The sequence below is a fragment of the Sedimenticola selenatireducens DSM 17993 genome, assembly GCF_000428045.1.
GTDB classification, from domain to species: domain Bacteria; phylum Pseudomonadota; class Gammaproteobacteria; order Chromatiales; family Chromatiaceae; genus Sedimenticola; species Sedimenticola selenatireducens.
In genome coordinates, this window is sequence record NZ_ATZE01000004.1 from 183,267 (window position 1) to 201,085 (window position 17,819).

At 49.1% G+C, this 17,819-nt stretch carries 15 protein-coding genes; 7 read left to right on the forward strand and 8 right to left on the reverse strand.

Translation table 11 applies throughout. The features are described from left to right. Positions 1 to 70 precede the first annotated feature (70 nt). Entirely contained in the window at positions 71 to 1,066 is a 996-nt protein-coding gene (locus A3GO_RS0105085) for a sulfotransferase (RefSeq protein WP_029132482.1), read from the forward strand. Between the two features lie 2 nt (positions 1,067 to 1,068). Here the strand turns inward: A3GO_RS0105085 and A3GO_RS22635 are convergent, their stop codons facing one another. After that, positions 1,069 to 2,226: a TIGR03088 family PEP-CTERM/XrtA system glycosyltransferase gene (locus tag A3GO_RS22635; RefSeq protein WP_037374695.1), complete on the reverse strand. Its 1,158-nt coding sequence runs from the start codon at positions 2,224 to 2,226 to the stop codon at positions 1,069 to 1,071. A 96-nt stretch (positions 2,227 to 2,322) separates the two neighbouring features. After that, positions 2,323 to 2,949, reverse strand: coding sequence for an adenylyl-sulfate kinase (gene cysC / locus A3GO_RS0105095; protein WP_029132483.1), 627 nt, complete (start codon positions 2,947 to 2,949; stop codon positions 2,323 to 2,325). A gap of 230 nt (positions 2,950 to 3,179) precedes the next feature. On the opposite strand from cysC, the gene A3GO_RS0105100 reads away from it, so the two are divergent. After that, on the forward strand, positions 3,180 to 3,953 hold the full coding sequence (locus tag A3GO_RS0105100) for a S1 family peptidase (protein WP_029132484.1): 774 nt from the start codon (positions 3,180 to 3,182) through the stop codon (positions 3,951 to 3,953). A gap of 44 nt (positions 3,954 to 3,997) precedes the next feature. Next, positions 3,998 to 5,224, forward strand: coding sequence for a hypothetical protein (locus tag A3GO_RS0105105; protein ID WP_029132485.1), 1,227 nt, complete (start codon positions 3,998 to 4,000; stop codon positions 5,222 to 5,224). Between the two features lie 2 nt (positions 5,225 to 5,226). Here A3GO_RS0105105 and A3GO_RS22640 read toward each other — a convergent pair whose 3' ends face one another. Further along, on the reverse strand, positions 5,227 to 6,687 hold the full coding sequence (locus tag A3GO_RS22640) for a polysaccharide lyase domain-containing protein (protein WP_157606717.1): 1,461 nt from the start codon (positions 6,685 to 6,687) through the stop codon (positions 5,227 to 5,229). Between the two features lie 172 nt (positions 6,688 to 6,859). Next, positions 6,860 to 6,994 carry a hypothetical protein gene (locus A3GO_RS26670; protein ID WP_273437590.1) on the reverse strand — a complete coding sequence of 45 codons (135 nt, stop codon included), beginning with the start codon at positions 6,992 to 6,994 and terminating at the stop codon, positions 6,860 to 6,862. A gap of 186 nt (positions 6,995 to 7,180) precedes the next feature. Here A3GO_RS26670 and A3GO_RS0105125 point away from each other — a divergent pair, with 186 nt between their 5' ends. Together A3GO_RS0105125 and prsT are read left to right on the forward strand one after the other, a co-directional pair. After that, positions 7,181 to 7,672 carry a low molecular weight protein-tyrosine-phosphatase gene (locus A3GO_RS0105125; RefSeq protein ID WP_037374696.1) on the forward strand — a complete coding sequence of 164 codons (492 nt, stop codon included), beginning with the start codon at positions 7,181 to 7,183 and terminating at the stop codon, positions 7,670 to 7,672. A 463-nt stretch (positions 7,673 to 8,135) separates the two neighbouring features. Beyond that, on the forward strand, positions 8,136 to 10,904 hold the full coding sequence (gene prsT, locus A3GO_RS0105130) for an XrtA/PEP-CTERM system TPR-repeat protein PrsT (RefSeq protein ID WP_029132489.1): 2,769 nt from the start codon (positions 8,136 to 8,138) through the stop codon (positions 10,902 to 10,904). 58 nt (positions 10,905 to 10,962) lie between these two features. On the opposite strand, the gene A3GO_RS0105135 is transcribed toward prsT, so the two are convergent. Both A3GO_RS0105135 and A3GO_RS0105140 read right to left on the reverse strand, forming a co-directional pair. Continuing rightward, positions 10,963 to 12,105 (reverse strand): GNAT family N-acetyltransferase, encoded by a 1,143-nt coding sequence (locus tag A3GO_RS0105135; protein WP_029132490.1) that lies wholly within the window; start codon positions 12,103 to 12,105, stop codon positions 10,963 to 10,965. A gap of 481 nt (positions 12,106 to 12,586) precedes the next feature. Continuing rightward, positions 12,587 to 13,444, reverse strand: a complete 858-nt coding sequence (locus A3GO_RS0105140) for a ThiF family adenylyltransferase (protein ID WP_029132491.1) — start codon at positions 13,442 to 13,444, stop codon at positions 12,587 to 12,589. Positions 13,445 to 13,709: 265 nt separating this feature from the next. Between A3GO_RS0105140 and pepA the strand changes: the two genes are divergently transcribed. Then, the gene (pepA, locus tag A3GO_RS0105145) at positions 13,710 to 14,492 is read left to right on the forward strand and encodes a flocculation-associated PEP-CTERM protein PepA (RefSeq protein ID WP_084609797.1); all 783 of its coding nucleotides are present in this window, start codon (positions 13,710 to 13,712) and stop codon (positions 14,490 to 14,492) included. Between the two features lie 166 nt (positions 14,493 to 14,658). Here pepA and A3GO_RS0105150 read toward each other — a convergent pair whose 3' ends face one another. Continuing rightward, positions 14,659 to 15,657 carry an HD-GYP domain-containing protein gene (locus A3GO_RS0105150; RefSeq protein WP_029132493.1) on the reverse strand — a complete coding sequence of 333 codons (999 nt, stop codon included), beginning with the start codon at positions 15,655 to 15,657 and terminating at the stop codon, positions 14,659 to 14,661. A gap of 240 nt (positions 15,658 to 15,897) precedes the next feature. On the opposite strand from A3GO_RS0105150, the gene A3GO_RS0105155 reads away from it, so the two are divergent. Beyond that, positions 15,898 to 16,260 carry a hypothetical protein gene (locus A3GO_RS0105155; RefSeq protein WP_029132494.1) on the forward strand — a complete coding sequence of 121 codons (363 nt, stop codon included), beginning with the start codon at positions 15,898 to 15,900 and terminating at the stop codon, positions 16,258 to 16,260. A gap of 20 nt (positions 16,261 to 16,280) precedes the next feature. Here the strand turns inward: A3GO_RS0105155 and A3GO_RS0105160 are convergent, their stop codons facing one another. Beyond that, positions 16,281 to 17,657 carry an L-serine ammonia-lyase gene (locus A3GO_RS0105160; RefSeq protein ID WP_029132495.1) on the reverse strand — a complete coding sequence of 459 codons (1,377 nt, stop codon included), beginning with the start codon at positions 17,655 to 17,657 and terminating at the stop codon, positions 16,281 to 16,283. Positions 17,658 to 17,819 lie beyond the last annotated feature (162 nt).

Below are 17,819 nucleotides of genomic sequence, written 5' to 3' on the forward strand. Positions count from 1 at the left end.
CAGTTTGACGGAGAACTACCGGACCGGGGATTAACAACCTGTTTTTTACTCAAAGGAAGTAAATACAAAAATGGATCGTACAATATTTGCTTATGGATCCGGTCGTTCAGGCACTACGCTGCTTGCCAAGCTGATCGACTCTTCCCGCTCGGTTATCTATCGGCACGAGCCGGACAAGACATCTCCAAACAACGATATACCCTTTCTTCCGGAATCTGAACAATACTTGGAGTTTGCAGATGCTTCCCGTCGTTACCTTAGGCATCTGTGCAGGGAGCGGTCTGCTTTCGTAAATGGGAAAAAACCCCTGTTCGAAAAGGATTTCCGTTCGACGGCCGGCACGATGTTGCTGCGATTTCTGATTCCCGCCATCGCGGTTGCGGAGAAGGCTGGGATAAAGCTGCCAATCCCGGATTTGGCAAAGAATGACAACTACCTAACGCTTATCAAATCCGTAAATTCTTTGGGAAGGGTGCCGATGTTTGCTCAGGCGGTGCCCGAGATGAAATTTATACATATCGTACGTCACCCTGGTGCCATTATCGCCTCACAGCTTCGGGGTATAGAACAGAATAAGATGGGACAGGAGTTGTTCATAAATTCTGTTTCAAAAATGTCCAATAACCGTTTTTTCCCAATCGATATCGAGGCGATATCAAACGCCAGTTTTGAGGAGAAGAGCGCCTACATCTGGATGATACAAAATGACAAGAGTTACAGGGAACTCTCGGGCAGTGCAAACTACATGCTCGTTTCTTACGAGGATCTCTGTGTGAATATGAGTGACAGAGTGGAGGCGCTCTGCGAATTTATGGACATTCCCTTTGATAGACAGATGCAAAAATTTATTGAAATGCTCTCGAGAACGGATAGTGAATCCGGCTATTTCTCGGTAATGAAGAATCCGCTCGCGAATATTGATAAGTGGGAGAAAAGTCTAGATTCCCACACGACTGACAAAATACTGAAAATCATTGGTCACTCTGAAATTGGCCGATTTGTAATCGAGAATTATCAATCCTCCAAACAATCAGTCGCTGAAAAATTGGGCCGGGAACCGGCGTGAGTTCAGAGGTTACGGGTGGATGCACTAAGCATTTGGTCGTAAACGCCGATATATTGCTCGACCATGGCGGTTATGCTGAACCGCTCCTCAATTCGCTCGCGAGCCGCTGTGCCATGCGTTTTCAACAGTTCCCGATTCCACAGGTAGTGCGCCAGCGCATTCGCCAAAGCCTGGCTGTCCGCGGCGGGAATCAGTGTACCGGTTTTGCCATCCACGATCAGTTCCGGATTCCCGCCCACTGCGGTGGCAATAACAGGCAATCCAGATGACATCGCTTCCAGCAGGGTGTTGGATATTCCTTCAGCCAGCGAGGGAAGCACGAACAGATCCATGGCAGGAAGGAGGGTGTGGACATCATCTCTGGGGCCGGGGGCCCAGACAAGGTTGGCATAACCCGCCTCATTCAGCCTCTCCAGAACGGATTCACGCAGCGGACCATCGCCGATCATTACCAGTCGGGCCGTTTTCTTTAAATCGGGATGTTTTTCCAGAAGCTGGATAAATCCTTCGGCCAGGTTCATCTGGTCTTTTACCGACTGAAAGCGGCCAACTGTGCCAATGATTATCGATTTGTCATCCGTAAACCCTTCATTGGCCGGCAGGCATGGCCTTACGCCAGGTGACGGCTTGAACCTGTCCGTATCGACACCGTTATAGATCTGGGTAATGTGGGCTGAATCCACACCGATCTTCTCTTTCAGGTAGCGCTCCAGATCTTGTGAAAGCGGTATGTATCGGTTGACCAAAGGGCGATGCAGGCGCCGCAACAGTTGCAGTTTTTTATTGCTGCCATCCAGATCGTCGATATCCCGACCGTGCTCACCGTGGACCCGGTGTTTGATTCCCGCCATGTAAGCGGGTAATAGGGCATCCAGTCCGGAGAGATTGCGCGAATGGAGGATGCTGGGTTGCAAAGCCCGGAACAGCTTGAATAGTCGCCATTTCGCAACAGGATCTCGCCCTGGTTTCTTGTGGATGGCAATAATCTGTACATCATCCCGCTGCAGTCGATCCCGGAAATCTGAAAAATCATCCATGCATATAATGGCGTGCCGGTAACGTTCATTAGGAATGCGATTGATCAGGTTGATCAGGCCGTTTTCCAGGCCGCCGATCCAGAGGTGGTGGATTACATGTGCAATCAGGGGAGGGGATGCCATAGAGCCCTATGAATTGTGCGGATTAATTATTTTTCAACGAGTCATATAGAGGGTGGCGAAAATAAAAACCAGTTGGCTGGTAATGATTGCGACCCTTTAACAACTTGCCGATCTGTCCAGGGTTGCAGGCACAATAATCTGTTTCCTGGTCAGGTACTCAATGATTATTTCCACACATTGATCAATGTTTTTTTCACTGGTGTCGATCACAATTTCCGGTTTTTCCGGTTCCTCATAGGGCGACGAGATGCCGGTGTAACCCTTGATCAGTCCTGCACGCGCCTTCTTGTAGAGACCCTTTGGGTCGCGAGTTTCACAGACTTCCAGCGGACATTTTACATGGATCTCGATAAAATCCCCCTCGTCGACCAGGTCTCTGGCACGCTGGCGGTCTGCCCGAAAAGGGGAAATAAAGGCACTCAAGGCGATCACCCCAGCATCGATGAAAAGCTTCGAGACTTCACCTACGCGCCGTATATTTTCGTTCCGGTCCGTATCGGAGAAGCCCAGATCACCGCAGAGACCGTGCCTGACATTGTCGCCATCAAGCACATAGGTGTTGGCCCCCACTTTGTGGAGACTCTCCTCGAGGGCGTGTGCGATGGTAGACTTGCCGGCGCCGGAAAGTCCGGTAAACCAGAGAATGACGCTTTTGTGTCCATTGTTCTTGGCACGCCTGTCGCGAGTGACGGTGGGTTGGTGCCAGACTACGTTCTTGTCCATCAAATGCTTTCCTTGTGAGTCGCCAAAATCACTTGTAAGTCATCTACGGCATTGTTAGGAGTTTATGTAAGCGCCTATTATAACCGATAAGTTTTCTGGTGGGCAGAGATTGCTCCCCCTATCGGGATGGCTTTTAGTGGAATGTACAAATACTGTGGTATGTGCCCTTCTCTATCCAGGGTACTAGCCATTTTCACTCAGCCAAATGGAATAATTGAAAGGTGTTATTTATGAGAGTCCAGGTCTTTGCAATCTTTTCCGCGCTGCTGTTGGGCCTGTTGTGCCACCCCGCAATCAGTGCGGAACTGCCCGATACTATCGACCGGATTCGACCCAGTATAGTTGCCGTGGGAACGGTTATGCCGCTGCGCCGCCCCTCGGCCCAATTCATGGGGACCGGTTTTGTAATTGGCGACGGGCGGATGGTAGTTACCAATTATCATGTGATTCCGGAGTTGATCGATACGGCAAAAAAGGAGCAGCTGGCCGTGTTCAGTGGTAGGGGAAAAAATGCGACGGCACATATGGCCCGGATCGTGAAGTCTGATCCGGACCATGATCTGGTGCTCCTGGATATTGGCAAGGCTCAACTCCCGGCGATGTCACTGGCACCTGCGACTGCTATTCGTGAGGGTAAGGAGGTCGCCTTTACCGGTTTCCCCATCGGTATGGTGCTGGGACTCTACCCGGTAACACACCGGGCTATCGTCTCCGCCATCACACCGGTGGTGGTGCCCTCCAACAGCTCCAGGGAACTAAAGGCGAAACAAATTATGCGCATGCGGAACAAGTTTGAAGTCTATCAGCTTGATGGCACCGCTTACCCGGGCAACAGTGGCAGCCCGGTCTACGAGTCCGAGAGCGGCAGAGTGGTCGGTGTGCTGAATAGTGTGTTTGTGAAAGATACCAAGGAGACCATCCTGGAGCGGCCCTCAGGAATCAGTTATGCCATTCCTGTTCGTTATGTTCATGAGCTGACAAGTGAAATTACCAAGCAGCCATAGCCATGGTTTGCCGCTTTGCAGCGAAAGCCAGAGCATGATCTGATATGCAAGTTTATCGTGGGGCAAGGCGCTATTTTTATTGGTTTGGATTAACGGCCCATATTCTGCTGATCGCTTTACTCTGGGCTCTGTTTTCCAACCAAATTACCAGTCATTGGCGCTGGAAACAGCTGGCAGGATTTTTTAGTGGGCCTGTTGATTCAACACCGGTGACTGTTATCAATGCGGTTCCGGGTGGCAAGACTAACCCGGCTTTTCACACACTTGCCAAAGGGCGCTGGATCAAAATACATCAGCAGGGAGCTGAAGATACGGTAAAGTTTGATCGTCAGCGGCATGGAGGCAGCGCATTTGATAGCAAGCGGGGTCGATTGATTCTGTTCGGCAGTGATACCCACGGGACGGATTGGTCAAATGTAATTAGAACATTTGATATGGGAGCGCTTCGTTGGTCGGTATTCGGCGAGATTGGTCGGCCCGAACACTACACCGTTTCATCTGATGGTGTGCCCATCGCCAGCACAGGTCATATTCAGCCCTGGGCAATGCATACTTTTGATGCGATTGAGTATGATCCGATCCACGACCGTTTGATTGTTGCGAGTCATCCCGAACATTTGAAGCCTGGGCGATTCGGCAATTGGTTGGCCGATATTTGGCCACAAATTCAGCAACATCCCACTTGGGTGTATGATTTCGTTTCGAATCAATGGGAGTATGACCTCGGGAAGACGACCTCTTTTTTCCCCTATGCTACCGCCTACGATAGTAGGCGTGGGCATTTATTGGGAATCAGGCCCGATGGTATTTTTCAATATTTGCAGCAGGGTGGTTGGAGCAAAGTAGTCAAAAAGGGTCCCTACGCCTACCACACCAATGCTGTTTATGATCAGAAAAATGATGCTGTCGTGATTTTCGGGAACAATAAAAACTCGAACGACGTCTGGATTTACCGGCCGGAGACAGAGCAACTGAAGCGGCAGTCCACGGCCGGTATCAGGCCGCCGGGCACCCAGGCCAGCCCCCTCGCTTATCATGCTGGAGTGGGGCAGGTGGTGGCGCTTGTTGATGATCCTGACCAAGACGCACGGGTGGCTCAAACCTGGATGTACGATACCGCCTCAGACCGGTGGGAGAGGGTACCGGAAGGGGATTTTCCCTTTCGACTGGGTATGAACTACAACTTGCAATACGATAACTTGAATAACCTGCTGGTGTTGGCGGCGAATGCACCGAAAGAAGCAATCTCCGTCTGGGTACTCAGGCTCTGATGTCACTCTCGATAGAGTGGTAAGCAGGATCGGCCATTGCTGTACTGAATCGGTCCAAGGTCTGGATGCTGCGGATCGGCAGTATTGTCACAAAAATCTGTCATCTTTTTATTGATCGTTATCCCGCGTCCCAGAATCAGTGAACCCTTTTGAAGCCTGAAATCTCCCGCGTAGGGTGCCTGGTAAAGTTCATCGACAGCGCAACTGAATGGCCAATACGACCCAGGTTGTACACAATCAATATCGATCAGGTTGTTTTGACGTATTGTTGTTGCTCCATCGCGGTCCTTGATCCGGCCGGCTATGATGTTGTTCGCAATCAGAGCAGAGGTGGATCCGAATCTTGCGTCGATACCTAATGTGTTGATGAGTGCGTTGTGATAGATCCGGGTTTTCGCAGCCTTGTTCAGGTAGATGGCCACATCGGTAGGGCAGTTAAGGATGATATTGTTTTTAATAATGCCTTCGGAATGCTCCGTTTCGCAGGACTGATCCCTGCAAAATGCCGTGCCTGTTCCACCCCCGCCAAAAGAGAGCGCTACCTGGGTTTTTCCGGAATATGTGAGATTCATTTCGCAGATCACAAGGTTATTTTCAAAGATCCCCTTTCTGCCGTTGCCTTTCATAAAGGCTCCGTAACTCAGTTTATCTCCACCAGATTTCATAAAATCGGCCAGCAAATTGCTTTGTACCCGCCAGTTATCGACACTGTTGATATTGAGCAGATTAACCGGATTGGGTGTTTTTCTTGCGTGTTGGTTATAGAAGTTACTGTGTTCGATCAAGCCATTGTCCGGGTAGTGCCCACTGCTGCCGTTGACTTTAACGTGGGCATTAAAATCCTTGATTGTGCTGTTTCTTAATACGAAACCCTGGGCATCACCCACAACATGGAAGGCATGTTCACAGTCAGAATCATTCTTGCAGGTTCCGGTGATAATGAGGTTTTCAAACACCCAGTAAGGCGCCATTACATGGAACCCTTCGAGCATTGAAAACTCCAGCTGGGCTTCTCCCAACCGGTTGGCCCTTACCATAATGGGTTGCTGCACGGTTCCCGCATGGGTCACGGGAATGCTCCTGCCATGAAATCGATAGATACCCGGTTTTATGGTTATCACCTGGCCGGGTTTTGCCGACTTTACTGCCGTCAACAGCGAATCGGTTGTATCGACGGTGATATGTTCCCCCTCTGGAGGGGCAGAGGGAAAAACAGAAATCGCTGAAGAGGGGATAGGAATGCCGTTGTCTGAATAGTGCTGCGGTTGGTAATAGGCATGCTGACGGGCGCCCTGTCCTTTCCACTGGTGCATATCTGTAGATAGCAATGGGACATGTCGAATGCTGAGAGTTTGAAATATCCCTCGAATCAGCTCGCCGGCCTGTTTACGATAGCCGTAGGGCTCATTGGTGAGCCGAGTGCCGGCCCTCTCGACAAACGAGGTAAAGGGCTCTTGATACACCGATCGGACCAGGATAATACCCAGCGCAATCCCAATGTGGATCAATACACCGCTGGCGATGAAATAGACGCCAAACAGCCTCCGGGCGACGACTAGAGGTGTTCTCCGGCCAGATTGTTTTACGGATCTTCTTAAAATTTTTGTAGCTCTTCAGATTTGCCTATCCGCAAGCTTACTGGAATAAGAAAAATTTTTCTTCTGGCAGTTCGAGGATTTCCTGTGCCTCGGTAACCTGCGAATGGCCGAATATCTGCATTTTCATAACAGGCAAGGGATATTTTGCTGATCCGGTGTTCTTACTTTTCATGATCGCCCCGAGTTCCCTGATCGTGTGCCGATCCACTGAAGCCACCGGGACTGCCCGTCGGGCCAGCGGGTGACAGTCGATCAATGCCTGCCGGAAGATCCTGCGTGTATATGTGGTAGATTGTTAAACCTGTTCGGTAAAATGCCTCGGCTTCTCGGTAGATCCCGTAACTACGTCAGCATTAAAATGTTCAAGAAAAAAATTACTATTCTCATGGTCTGTACCGCCAACATTTGTCGTTCACCCATGGCCCAGGGGGTGATGCAGAAAATTATCCAGGAGCGGGGGCTGAAGCGGCGGATCAAGGTCGATTCTGCCGGTACCCATGTGTCCCGAGCGGGGACAAGACCGGACATACGCGCCCGACAGGTGGCCAGTGGGCGTGGAGTTGATATCAGCAGGTTCAAGAGCCGGATGCTTGAAGCGTCCGATTATGAGCGATATGACTACATCGTCGCCATGGATCGTGAGAATATGCACCGATTGGTGCAGGAGTGCCCACCTGAAAATAAACATAAGCTGTCGTCGATCATGGATTATTCAGCTGTAGCGGATGTGCCGGAAGTCCCCGACCCCTATTTTGGCAACTTGACGGGCTTTGAGCGCGTGATTGAGTTGTTGGAGCCGGCTTGTGTCGGCCTGGTGAATTCCATCCTGGAAAGACATCAGGTTACTTGACTTTCAATCTGTGTCGATCGGCTCCTGGTGGCATGTAGTGCTACCGATGAATCGGTTATGCGTTCACCTTTGGAAAAATCCCTGTCCTTGGAGTGGCACCAAGCGCAGTGCTCGCTCCATATTCCAGTAATCTCTGGGGTATTGACGGAAGCTGGTGCCGCAAGACATAGGATCTAAATGACTGGCTAATTGTATCAGGACCAATATGGTCTTGCTCAATAGCGGATTTATACCTGTTTATTAATAAGTTATACGTTAAATTTCGCCTTATGATGTTGCCGATAATTAGTGCCTCGGGCATTATGTGATCATCATTAATATGAGTTTGTCACAGGGCAATCTCTAAACCAGGATTGGGTAACACAGCTACAATTTGCTGTGAACTCGCTGCATTCTCAAGTAGATCATGGAGTTCAGGTCGACTGAACACACCCTGCTTGTGGATCAACAGATAGGAAGTTAAATGAATAAGACCTTAAGACGCGCACTCTGCCTCTCTTCATTGCTGTTTATTGCCGGTTGCGGCGTCGTTGATGATCAGCAGTATCTTCAAAATGCACAAAAATTTGCGGCCGAGGGTGACTTCAAATCGGCACTGATCGAACTCAAGAACGCCCTTCAACAAGACCCTGATAACAGTACTGTCCGAACCTATCTGGGGCAGCTGTACCTGAATACCGGTAACCATCTTGCGGCTGAGAAAGAGCTGAAAAAAGCAAAAGAACTCGGCGCCGATGACAATGAGATATTCCCGAGCTTGAGCCAGGTACTGCTTCAACTGAGAAAGCTCGATGATGTGCTGGCCATGCAGGCAGATCATCTTGCACCGCAAGAGCAGGGTGAAGTTCTGGCGGCCCAGGGGATGGCTTTTTTACTGAAGAGTGAGTTCGACAGGGCCATTGAAAGAACCGAACGGGCAATCGGTATTGCCGCAGGTTCGGCTTATGTTCAGGTTGCCCGGGCCAGCACTTACCTGATAGCGGAAAAGTCCCCGATAAAGGCACGCGAACAGCTGAATCACGCTTTTGAGGTTGACAGGAATTATGCCGCAGCCTGGAGCCTGTTAGGTGACATCGAGCGAACCGAGAAGAATATGCAGGCGGCACGGGAGGCCTATACCAAATCCCTTTCCATTCGTCCCACCAGCCTGGCTGATCGGAATAAGCGGGTGACCGTCAATATTCTGTTGAATGATTTGAAACAAGCTCAATTTGACCTGGATATCCTGAATAAACAGCTTCCTGACAATCCGGGGGTTGCTTTTTCCCAGGGACTTGTCCACTTGGCATCAGGCAATCTGGAGGATGCAAAATCAGCGTTTGATCTGGCGCTGCTCGATCAGGATCGCTATCCGGTGTCACTGTTCTATCTGGCTTACGTGAGCTATCAGCAGGGAAATATTGCGCAGGCGGAAACCCATTCAGAGCGGTATTTTACCTTAACCCCGGAGCATCTGCCCAACCGGAAACTTCTGGCGGAAATCAAACTTGCAAAGAAAGAGTATGATTATGTTGAAACACTACTGAATCCGGTTGTAACAACCGCTAATCCAGATGAGGGTGCACAGAATATCCTGGCTAAAGCACTGCTCATGAGTGGAAAAACAGCAGAGGGAATTGCGCTGCTTAACCAGGTTGTTGAGCGTAATCCTGATTCTGCCGATGCCAGATTCCGCCTGGGTGCCAGTCTGATGATGAGCGGGAATCAGGAGGAAGGAATTGCACAGCTTGAAATGGCCATCAGGCAGGATGAGGAGAATGATCAGGCACATGTTTACCGGATATTAAGCTATCTGCGGTCAAGGCAGATGGAAAAGGCACATCAGGCGGCAGCCGAGTTCCGGGCGAGGGCGCCAGAGAGTGAAATTCCCTATAACATGATCGGCATGATCTATATCGCTGAAAATGATTTCAAGGCCGCCAAAAAAGCCCTCGAACAGTCATGGAAAATAAAGCCGGGAAATACCGATGCGGGTCACAATCTTGCGTCTCTTGCTACCTTAGAGAAGTCATATGACAAGGCAAGAGATTATCTTGACGGGGTGATCGCGGCGCATCCGGATAATTTGGAAACTTTGATAAAGCTTGCGGAAATTGATGCGCTTGAAGGGAAAACACAACAGCAGATCCTGCGTCTGGAAAGAGCAATGCGCCTGTACCCGGACGCACTGAAACCCAGGCTGGTATTGGCCCAGCACTATATCAATTCAGGAAATCCGGGGCAGGTTGCCGGACTCATCGAAACGCTTGATGCTGAGGCAAGAAAACAGCTGCCGGTCATGGAGGTGATTGCAAGCCAGGAGATTGCGCAGAGAAATTTCAAATCCGCTGAGAAGACGGCAAAGGCGATCATATCCAGAGCACCGGAAGCCCCTCAAGGCTACTTTATCCTGGCCCAGGCCTATGCCGGAATGGGGAATCTAGAGCAAGTAAAGGAAATGGTGGAAAAGGCCATACAGTTGGATGACCATTTCATCCCCGCGCGCATTGTGTTGCTTCGCCTTCTTGTGAACAACAAGGATATTCCTGCAATAGAGCGGGAGATTGCTGAATTAAAAACCTTTGCCGCCGATAATGAAAATGTAATGAAAGTGGAGGTTACCCTCGAGGCCCTGAAGGGTAATCAACAGCAAGCGCTGAAACTTGCCGAGCGCGTCTTTGATGCCTTCCCGAATCTCGGCAATATGCTTGCGCTATCAAGGCAGAAATCGCAGGCAGGGGATAATGGAGGTGCGCTTAAACTCAAGGTGGACTGGGCTGAAAACCATACAGATGAGTATTATCCTAATTTAATTGTCGCCATCAGTTATACCCGTCTCAAACAGGATGATTTAGCGGTCAAGTATTATCAACGGGCATTGGTGGTGTCGCCTGAATCTGTCTTGGTGTTGAATAATCTGGCCTGGGCGTTACGGAGTACCGATCCTGCTCTGGCACTGATTTATGCCCAAAAGGCCAATAGACTCAAGCCGGGTTCAGTATCATTAATGGATACCCTGGCAATGGTCTATTTAGCTAACAGCGACTTTGAGGCGGCGCTGCGTACGATAAAAGAAGTACTCTATCTGGAACCAGACAACCCAACGCTGCGATATCACGAGGCGTTAATCAATGCGACCGCCGGGAATAATAGTCAAGCAGTTCAGATACTCACTGAACTGCTTGGAAAGACACAGGATTTTTCAGAACGTCCGGACGCTACTGCATTGCTCGATAGTCTGAAAAGAGGATGAGCGAATTGCACCATGATTCAATAATTCACAGGGCGCACGGGCAGGGGGCTTTCTACAGCTAATTGGAGTTGAAATCGGACATTTCGCTACTTGCCAGGATACGGGAACACAAGCCACGACACATGTTCATCAATACCTTGTTGGCCAGTTGTCCTTCGTGCTTCAGTAGGCGTGATAAGCCCCTTTCATCCAGGGACAACACTTTTACATTATCTGTGGCGGCTATAATACTGGCTGTTCTGGGAACTCCCAGGAAGAATGCGATTTCACCTATCACCTCGCCAGGCGATACCATGGCGATCATCTGGCCGTTTTTCTCTACGGCCACATGACCAGACAACAGAATGAACATGGTTTTTGCCGAGTTATCCTTCTCGATAATATGATTGCCTTTTTTACAGGCAATGATATGACTCTTCTGAATTATACGTTCGATTTCACTCTCTTCGAGCGCATCGAACAGGCTGGGTGTGGTATTGAATGTCCATTGCTTGCCGGGTGAGAGGACGCGTATCTCTTCCAGGAACTGTGCCGTGCTTGAAACAGTGAGGCTGTGAACATTGGTTTTATTGCCAACGATTTGTGAGAGAGACTCGACTGAACTGCAGTAGGCGAGGTCCTCAGGTTTGGTTAGCATGGCAAATGGTGAACCAATCTGCTTCAGGTGCTCATAGTCGCCAACGATCAGCGCCATCGGAATTACCAAGCCTATGCCTGGATAGGTATAGGGTGATGTAAACGGTCTGAATCCAAGTTTTAAGTAAGAGTTGAGATGGTGGGGTTCACAATCGAGAAGTACGATTTCAGCGCGATGTTTGAGGACAAAATTCATTACCTCCTTATACATTTTGAGCGTTACATTGCTCCCTCTATGGCCTTCGGTGACCATCAGTCGCTCAACTATACAGATTTGATCCTGATTCAATACGCCGAGGAAAGGGGCAATACTGTATGCCTCAATCAGTGAATCAGAGAATGGGAAATCACCACCCCAAAACAGACGAAGTGTGCCAATGGGTTCACCATGTTGAATGGCAATAACTGCCCGTGCTGATTTGTCGTATTCGTCCTTCAGCTCTTGTTTTTCATGATCGCCTTTTTCTTTCAGACGTCCCATACTCTTTACATAGATCTGATAACGCAGTCTAAATGAAGCTTGATTGTCTTCTTCCGTTACCGCAAATCTGACGCCATCCTGCATAAAGTTTCCTCGTTTACCTACTACGTATCCAATCTACAACCAACAACTATCAAGACGATCCAATGGACAATGAATAGCAACAGCTCCAACACCTGGAAGCTCAGCTTGGACAGGATAATATAGTACCATTCTCCATGCTGAATCTATCGAATCCTGGATATTTATTCCCCTGTTTGTTTTGTCATTCCCTTAGAGAATATAGCAGTTTGGGAAGATGGGTTCAGGTTATTTTAATAAACTCCTAAACCACTGATATACATGTAGATGGGTGACGGTTAGGCTTCAGGTAATGGACGCTTTACAAGTGAAAGCGATCCAGAAGATCGGCTATCAATCAACGCTCATATGATTAAAAATCGGTAGAACTATTATCTTTGAATGCCCATCAAGGGAATATAGACAAAAGACAAAACGAGCAGATAAATCACGAAATATTTCAAACTTGTCGGCGGCTTCGGTCAACCCTTCGAGCATCACCTATTCACAATCCGAGTAGCCGTTTAGCTACCGTGAACTTGATTTTCTGAATTGGATTCCTGTTCCCCAGCCAGAGCGTTCCCTTTTTCAGCTTGTTAAGCCGGGCGTCATAGCAGGTGTAATAGGGTATCGGTTTTAACTCATTCGGATGGAGTATGGCCAGAATCGTCTGGGTAATGACCATGCCGGTCGCCAGTTTACAGCCACTGGCGATGCTTGGCGCTTTTCGTTGACTCAGATCGACCGATTCTGGATCAACATATTTTAGGTGGAAGCCAGCAGGGGCACATCCGAGGGACATTTTTAATACCTGGTGTTCCAAGGAGGCAGAGTAATCAATGTCAAAGTAATCATCAAAGGTCATCCCATTGTTGGTGTACACCAGCATGCCGACACCAAAACCCAGTGGTACTCCAAAGATGGCCGGTATACCCCTTTCCCGGCAGGCGTTTATGATCATCCGATGGGTCTGGATTTCGAAAAATTCAACGGCATCAACAAAGACATCCACATCTTTTAAGAAGCTGTCAATATTGGACTCGTTGATACCTTCTCCGTAAGTCTCTATATGACACTCCGGATTGATATCCAACGCCAGGTCCTGCATGACCGTCATTTTTGGTTTTCCGACAGATGACAGGGTGGCGCCATACTGCCGGTTGAAGTTACCGACCTCAAACTCATCAAAATCGGATATTTTGAAATTACCCACACCGGCTCTGGCCAGTGTAATCAAATAGTCACCGCCAACGCCTCCCATGCCGGCAATGGCCACAGTAGCCTTTCTCAGTCGCTGCTGTTCCTGATCGGTGGTGATACCACTGTTGCGAGAGAATGCCAGATCGTAATTAAATTCATTCATTGTTATTCTGCCTGTGCTCGTGCAGATGAACTGCCCCCCTGATTATTGGTTGTTTTTACCACGGACGGTGCTATTCCTACAAAATGTGTTCAGCAGACCGTATCAAGAGTGTCGATATTTTTTACAAAAAAATGATTGATAGATAATGTGGTATTTGTAACTAATTGATAAACATAAATAAAAAAAACTGGCACGGGGGATGCATTAGTAAAGGCAGCCCGTGCTTTGGCGGCTGACACAGAATTTTTTTATAAGGAGATACACCATGAATAACATGTTCAATGCAAAGCTACTTACAGCAGCTGCTGTAATTGGTCTTAGCATGGCGAGCGTGCCAGCGGGCGCCGTAGCACTCAATGACTTTATTGTAGATGAAAGCAGCGTAGAGGGTTTGGGTGGCCAGTTCACAGCTGATAAAATCAACGGCTCGTACAGCGAAGTAGTTACTTTTGGCGCTGGCACCTTTGATACAGTCGCCTATGGCGATTTTGGCCAGTACCTGTCCAATGATGGTGCGACAAATGTCACGCCGATTGAGCTTAACAACTCATACGGAATGTATGCCTTGTTCGATGGCGCGGGTACTTTTGCCAATTTGGGTGGAGGTCTCACGCAATTTACCTTTACCTCGGCCAGTTTCAATCTGTACATTGACGTGGATCTGGATACCGGCAAGACGCTGCCAGGTGGAGCGCCCGGTGCGGTTGCCCTCGCAAACAGCGCGGATGACTACCTGATTGCCAGCGCCACCATGATGACCGCAGGATCGGGTGTCCTGGTTGCTGGGGTGGGTGGTTTCTTCGACCTCGTATTCAACGACTTTGCCCTGACAAATCCAGCTGGCACGAGCTACTTCGTAGACCCTGACCCCTTCCACATGCGTGTAAATGTGGATGGTGATTTCGACAGCTTCATCGTTGCTGGCACGCAGACCATCAATGGTGATTTCAGCGCGGTCTTTGTACCGGAGCCTGGCAGCCTTGCATTGCTGGGAATCGGCCTGACCGGTCTGGGTGCACTGGCGCGTCGTCGCCGCAAGAGTGCCTGAAACCTAGTCAGCTAGTTAGCTAGTCAGCCCAGATAAGCCCGGCTTTCCGCCGGGCTTATTTGTGGGGAACGGAACAGGAAAAGTCCGACCGCTCCTTCGCCATTCTGTTTGATACTGAAATATTCGTTGCGTGTCAGATTATTTTACAGTCACGACGCTCTTCGAATCATTTAAATAACAGCACAAATTCAGCGAAAAGCTTCTTGTCGAAATGCTCTGACATCTGTTGCTGCATCAGCTTCAGCGCATCGAATGGTTTCATGGCCTTCTTGTAGGACCGTTCGGACGTCAGTGCATCAAAGACATCGGCGATACAGCAAATGCGTGCATAGCGATGTATCTCCTTGCCCTTAAGGCGCTTTGGATAGCCTGTTCCATCGTGGAACTCGTGGTGCTGCATAACGATGTAGCGGCACTCATCCGAGAGGGCGTTGGCCTGTTTTAGTATTTTATATCCCTGAAAGGGGTGTATTCTCACATGCGCCATCTCGGCATCGGTCAGTTTTCCCGGTTTATTGATGACGTTCGGATCGACCATGATTTTACCCAGATCATGCAGAAAAAAACCTGCCCCCAGTTCATGCAGATCATGGGCATCGGAGTTTTTAAACAGTGCCTTCGACAGTAGAATTGAGGTTATACCTACATTGACTGAATGGGTATACGTGTAAAAATCGTGCGAGGTGATACGCAGTAAATTACTGGATGTCTCATCGTCGGCGAGTATCAGATCGGTAATGGAGGCGATCACCTTTTTGCTGGTTACAATGTTCTCGGAAGATGGGCTTTCAAACAGTCGTTCCATCATGGTTCTTGAATGCTGATACACCGCTTTGGCCTTCATGTCGGAAGCCATACTGCTATCATTCAGCGCTTCCAGAAGTTCGCTCGGGGCGAGAGTTTGCGGATTCCAGTTCTCAGGTACCGGTTGGTCTTTGGGATCGGCAATCCGAGTATCATCTTCTGACAGCGATGCGGGAATTGGCACATCGCTCCGATCGACATCCACCAGTATGTGTGTCAGCTTGCAGTTTTTAATTTTTTCGATCTGTTCTCGGTTCTTGATCTTAAATGAGCTCTTTAAGAACGGATGGTCGCTCCAGGAGAGCGGTAACTCAATGAACATTCCGATCGTTAACTGCTTGGTCGAAATTTTCTGGCGCATTCGATTCTCTTCGATTAATTATTATTAACTATCAATGTTAGTGTGTCTTGCGCTCCCTCCCAAAATAACCTCAAGATAAATAAGGGGTTAATCTCTTTGGAGGGGATGTTGAGTTCACATTATTTAACGGCAGATATGCCTGGGAGTTTAAGAGAAAATCGTAAATGCAGAGGGGCAGGGTGACTCACCGGATCTGATCAAGGATAATGGCCAAAACATGGCCAGTGAGGAGAGCTTGAGTTGGAGCTATCAAACTATTTTTACCGTACCCTGATCTATTCCGAGGTGAAAGGCCAGGTGCATGTTTATGAAAAATTGCCACCACATTCGTTGATTCCCCTGGATCCCTGGCTGGGGCGGGTTATTCAACTGGCCGATGGTCAACACACGCTTCAGGAGTTAATAGATTATGTAGCCAGTCAATATCAGGGAGACATACCGGAAAACTATTTAAAAACAATAGGATCTGTGATTGAACGATTGATTGAGTCCGAGGCTATTGGACTCTCGGAAACCCCCCATACCTTGCCCTATCACTTGGCCATGCCGAAAGAGCATCAAGACCCGGCGATGACAGAACGCTCAATGAAGGGTACAGTTTAGCCCGCTGGAAGATTCAGGGTTCAACAGTCGATAAAATTGACAGCAAGCCCACCACGAGCCGTCTCTTTATATTTGCTTTTCATGTCCTTTCCGGTTTCGCGCATGGTTCGAATGACCTTGTCCAGTGATATGAAGTGACTGCCATCACCATACAGGGCCATGCGGGATGCGTTTATCGCCTTTACCGAGGCCATGGCATTTCGTTCAATACAGGGGACTTGTACCAGTCCACCCACCGGATCGCAAGTTAATCCCAGATTGTGTTCCATGCCGATTTCAGCGGCATTTTCCACCTGCTGCGGTGTGCCGCCAAGGGCCTCGGTGAGTCCAGCCGCCGCCATGGAACAGGCTGATCCGACCTCTCCCTGACAGCCCACTTCGGCACCCGAGATTGAGGCGTTGATTTTATAGAGGATACCTATAGCGCCCGCTGTTAATAGAAAGCGGACAATGCTTTCATTATCGACCCCATTGCAAAATCGACTGTAATAGTGGAGGACGGCGGGGATGATCCCGGCGGCACCGTTGGTCGGCGCCGTAACGACCCGTCCACCGGCCGCATTCTCCTCATTGACCGCCAAGGCATAGAGATTCGTCCAATCCATGGCACTGAGAGGGGAAGAGCCACGCTCTGATTCAGCCTTGAGCTTGCGGTAGAGCCCCGCTGCGCGCCGTTTCACTTTCATCCCCCCGGGTAGAATTCCTTCTGTATGGCACCCCCGTTCAACTGTTTCCTGCATCACTTGCCAGATCTTGAGCAGCTGCTCCCGAACAGCATCTTCCGATTGCCAGCTTTTTTCATTCTCCATCATTAACTTGCTGATACTGTGGCCGGTATTGTTGCAAAGCGACAATAATTCAGCACCGGTTGAAAAGGGATACGGAAGATCAATAGATGTTTGCGGCAATTTGTCATCTTTGATCTCACTCTCTTCCAGGATGAATCCGCCACCTACCGAATAATAGACTTTGCTTTCCAACAGATGGTCATCTTCTCCAATGGCGCTAAAGCGCATTCCGTTTGGGTGGAGAGGCAAGTTCTTGCGCTTATGTAGAATCAGATCACTACCCTCAAAATATGAAACAGCCCGCTCACCGAGGAGATGAAGTATTCCTGAAGTACGTATTTGTGTAAGCCTGGGTTCAATCCGCTCAATATCGGTTGTGTCCGGTTGTTCACCTGATAATCCCAGCAGAACGGCCTTGTCGCTTCCGTGGCCTTTCCCTGTCGCCCCAAGGGAACCAAAAAGCTCCGATTTAATGCGTGATGTCTGGGATAAAAGGCCCGCAGATTTTAGGTGCAATGCGAATAGGCGTGCCGCCCTCATCGGTCCTACTGTGTGGGAGCTGGAAGGTCCTATGCCAATCTTGAAAAGTTCAAAGATGCTGATTGACATTGATTATCTCTCCAATAGTTGCATTGCAATCTTCACTATAGCTTAGACGGTTTATTGGATTGATAAGTGCCCGGGAAAAGTGGTCTGGGAGGAGGGGGCGCATGTAGCTGAAATATTCACCGGGAAGATCGGCTTGGCGTGGATTTTCTTGTCATCGAATCT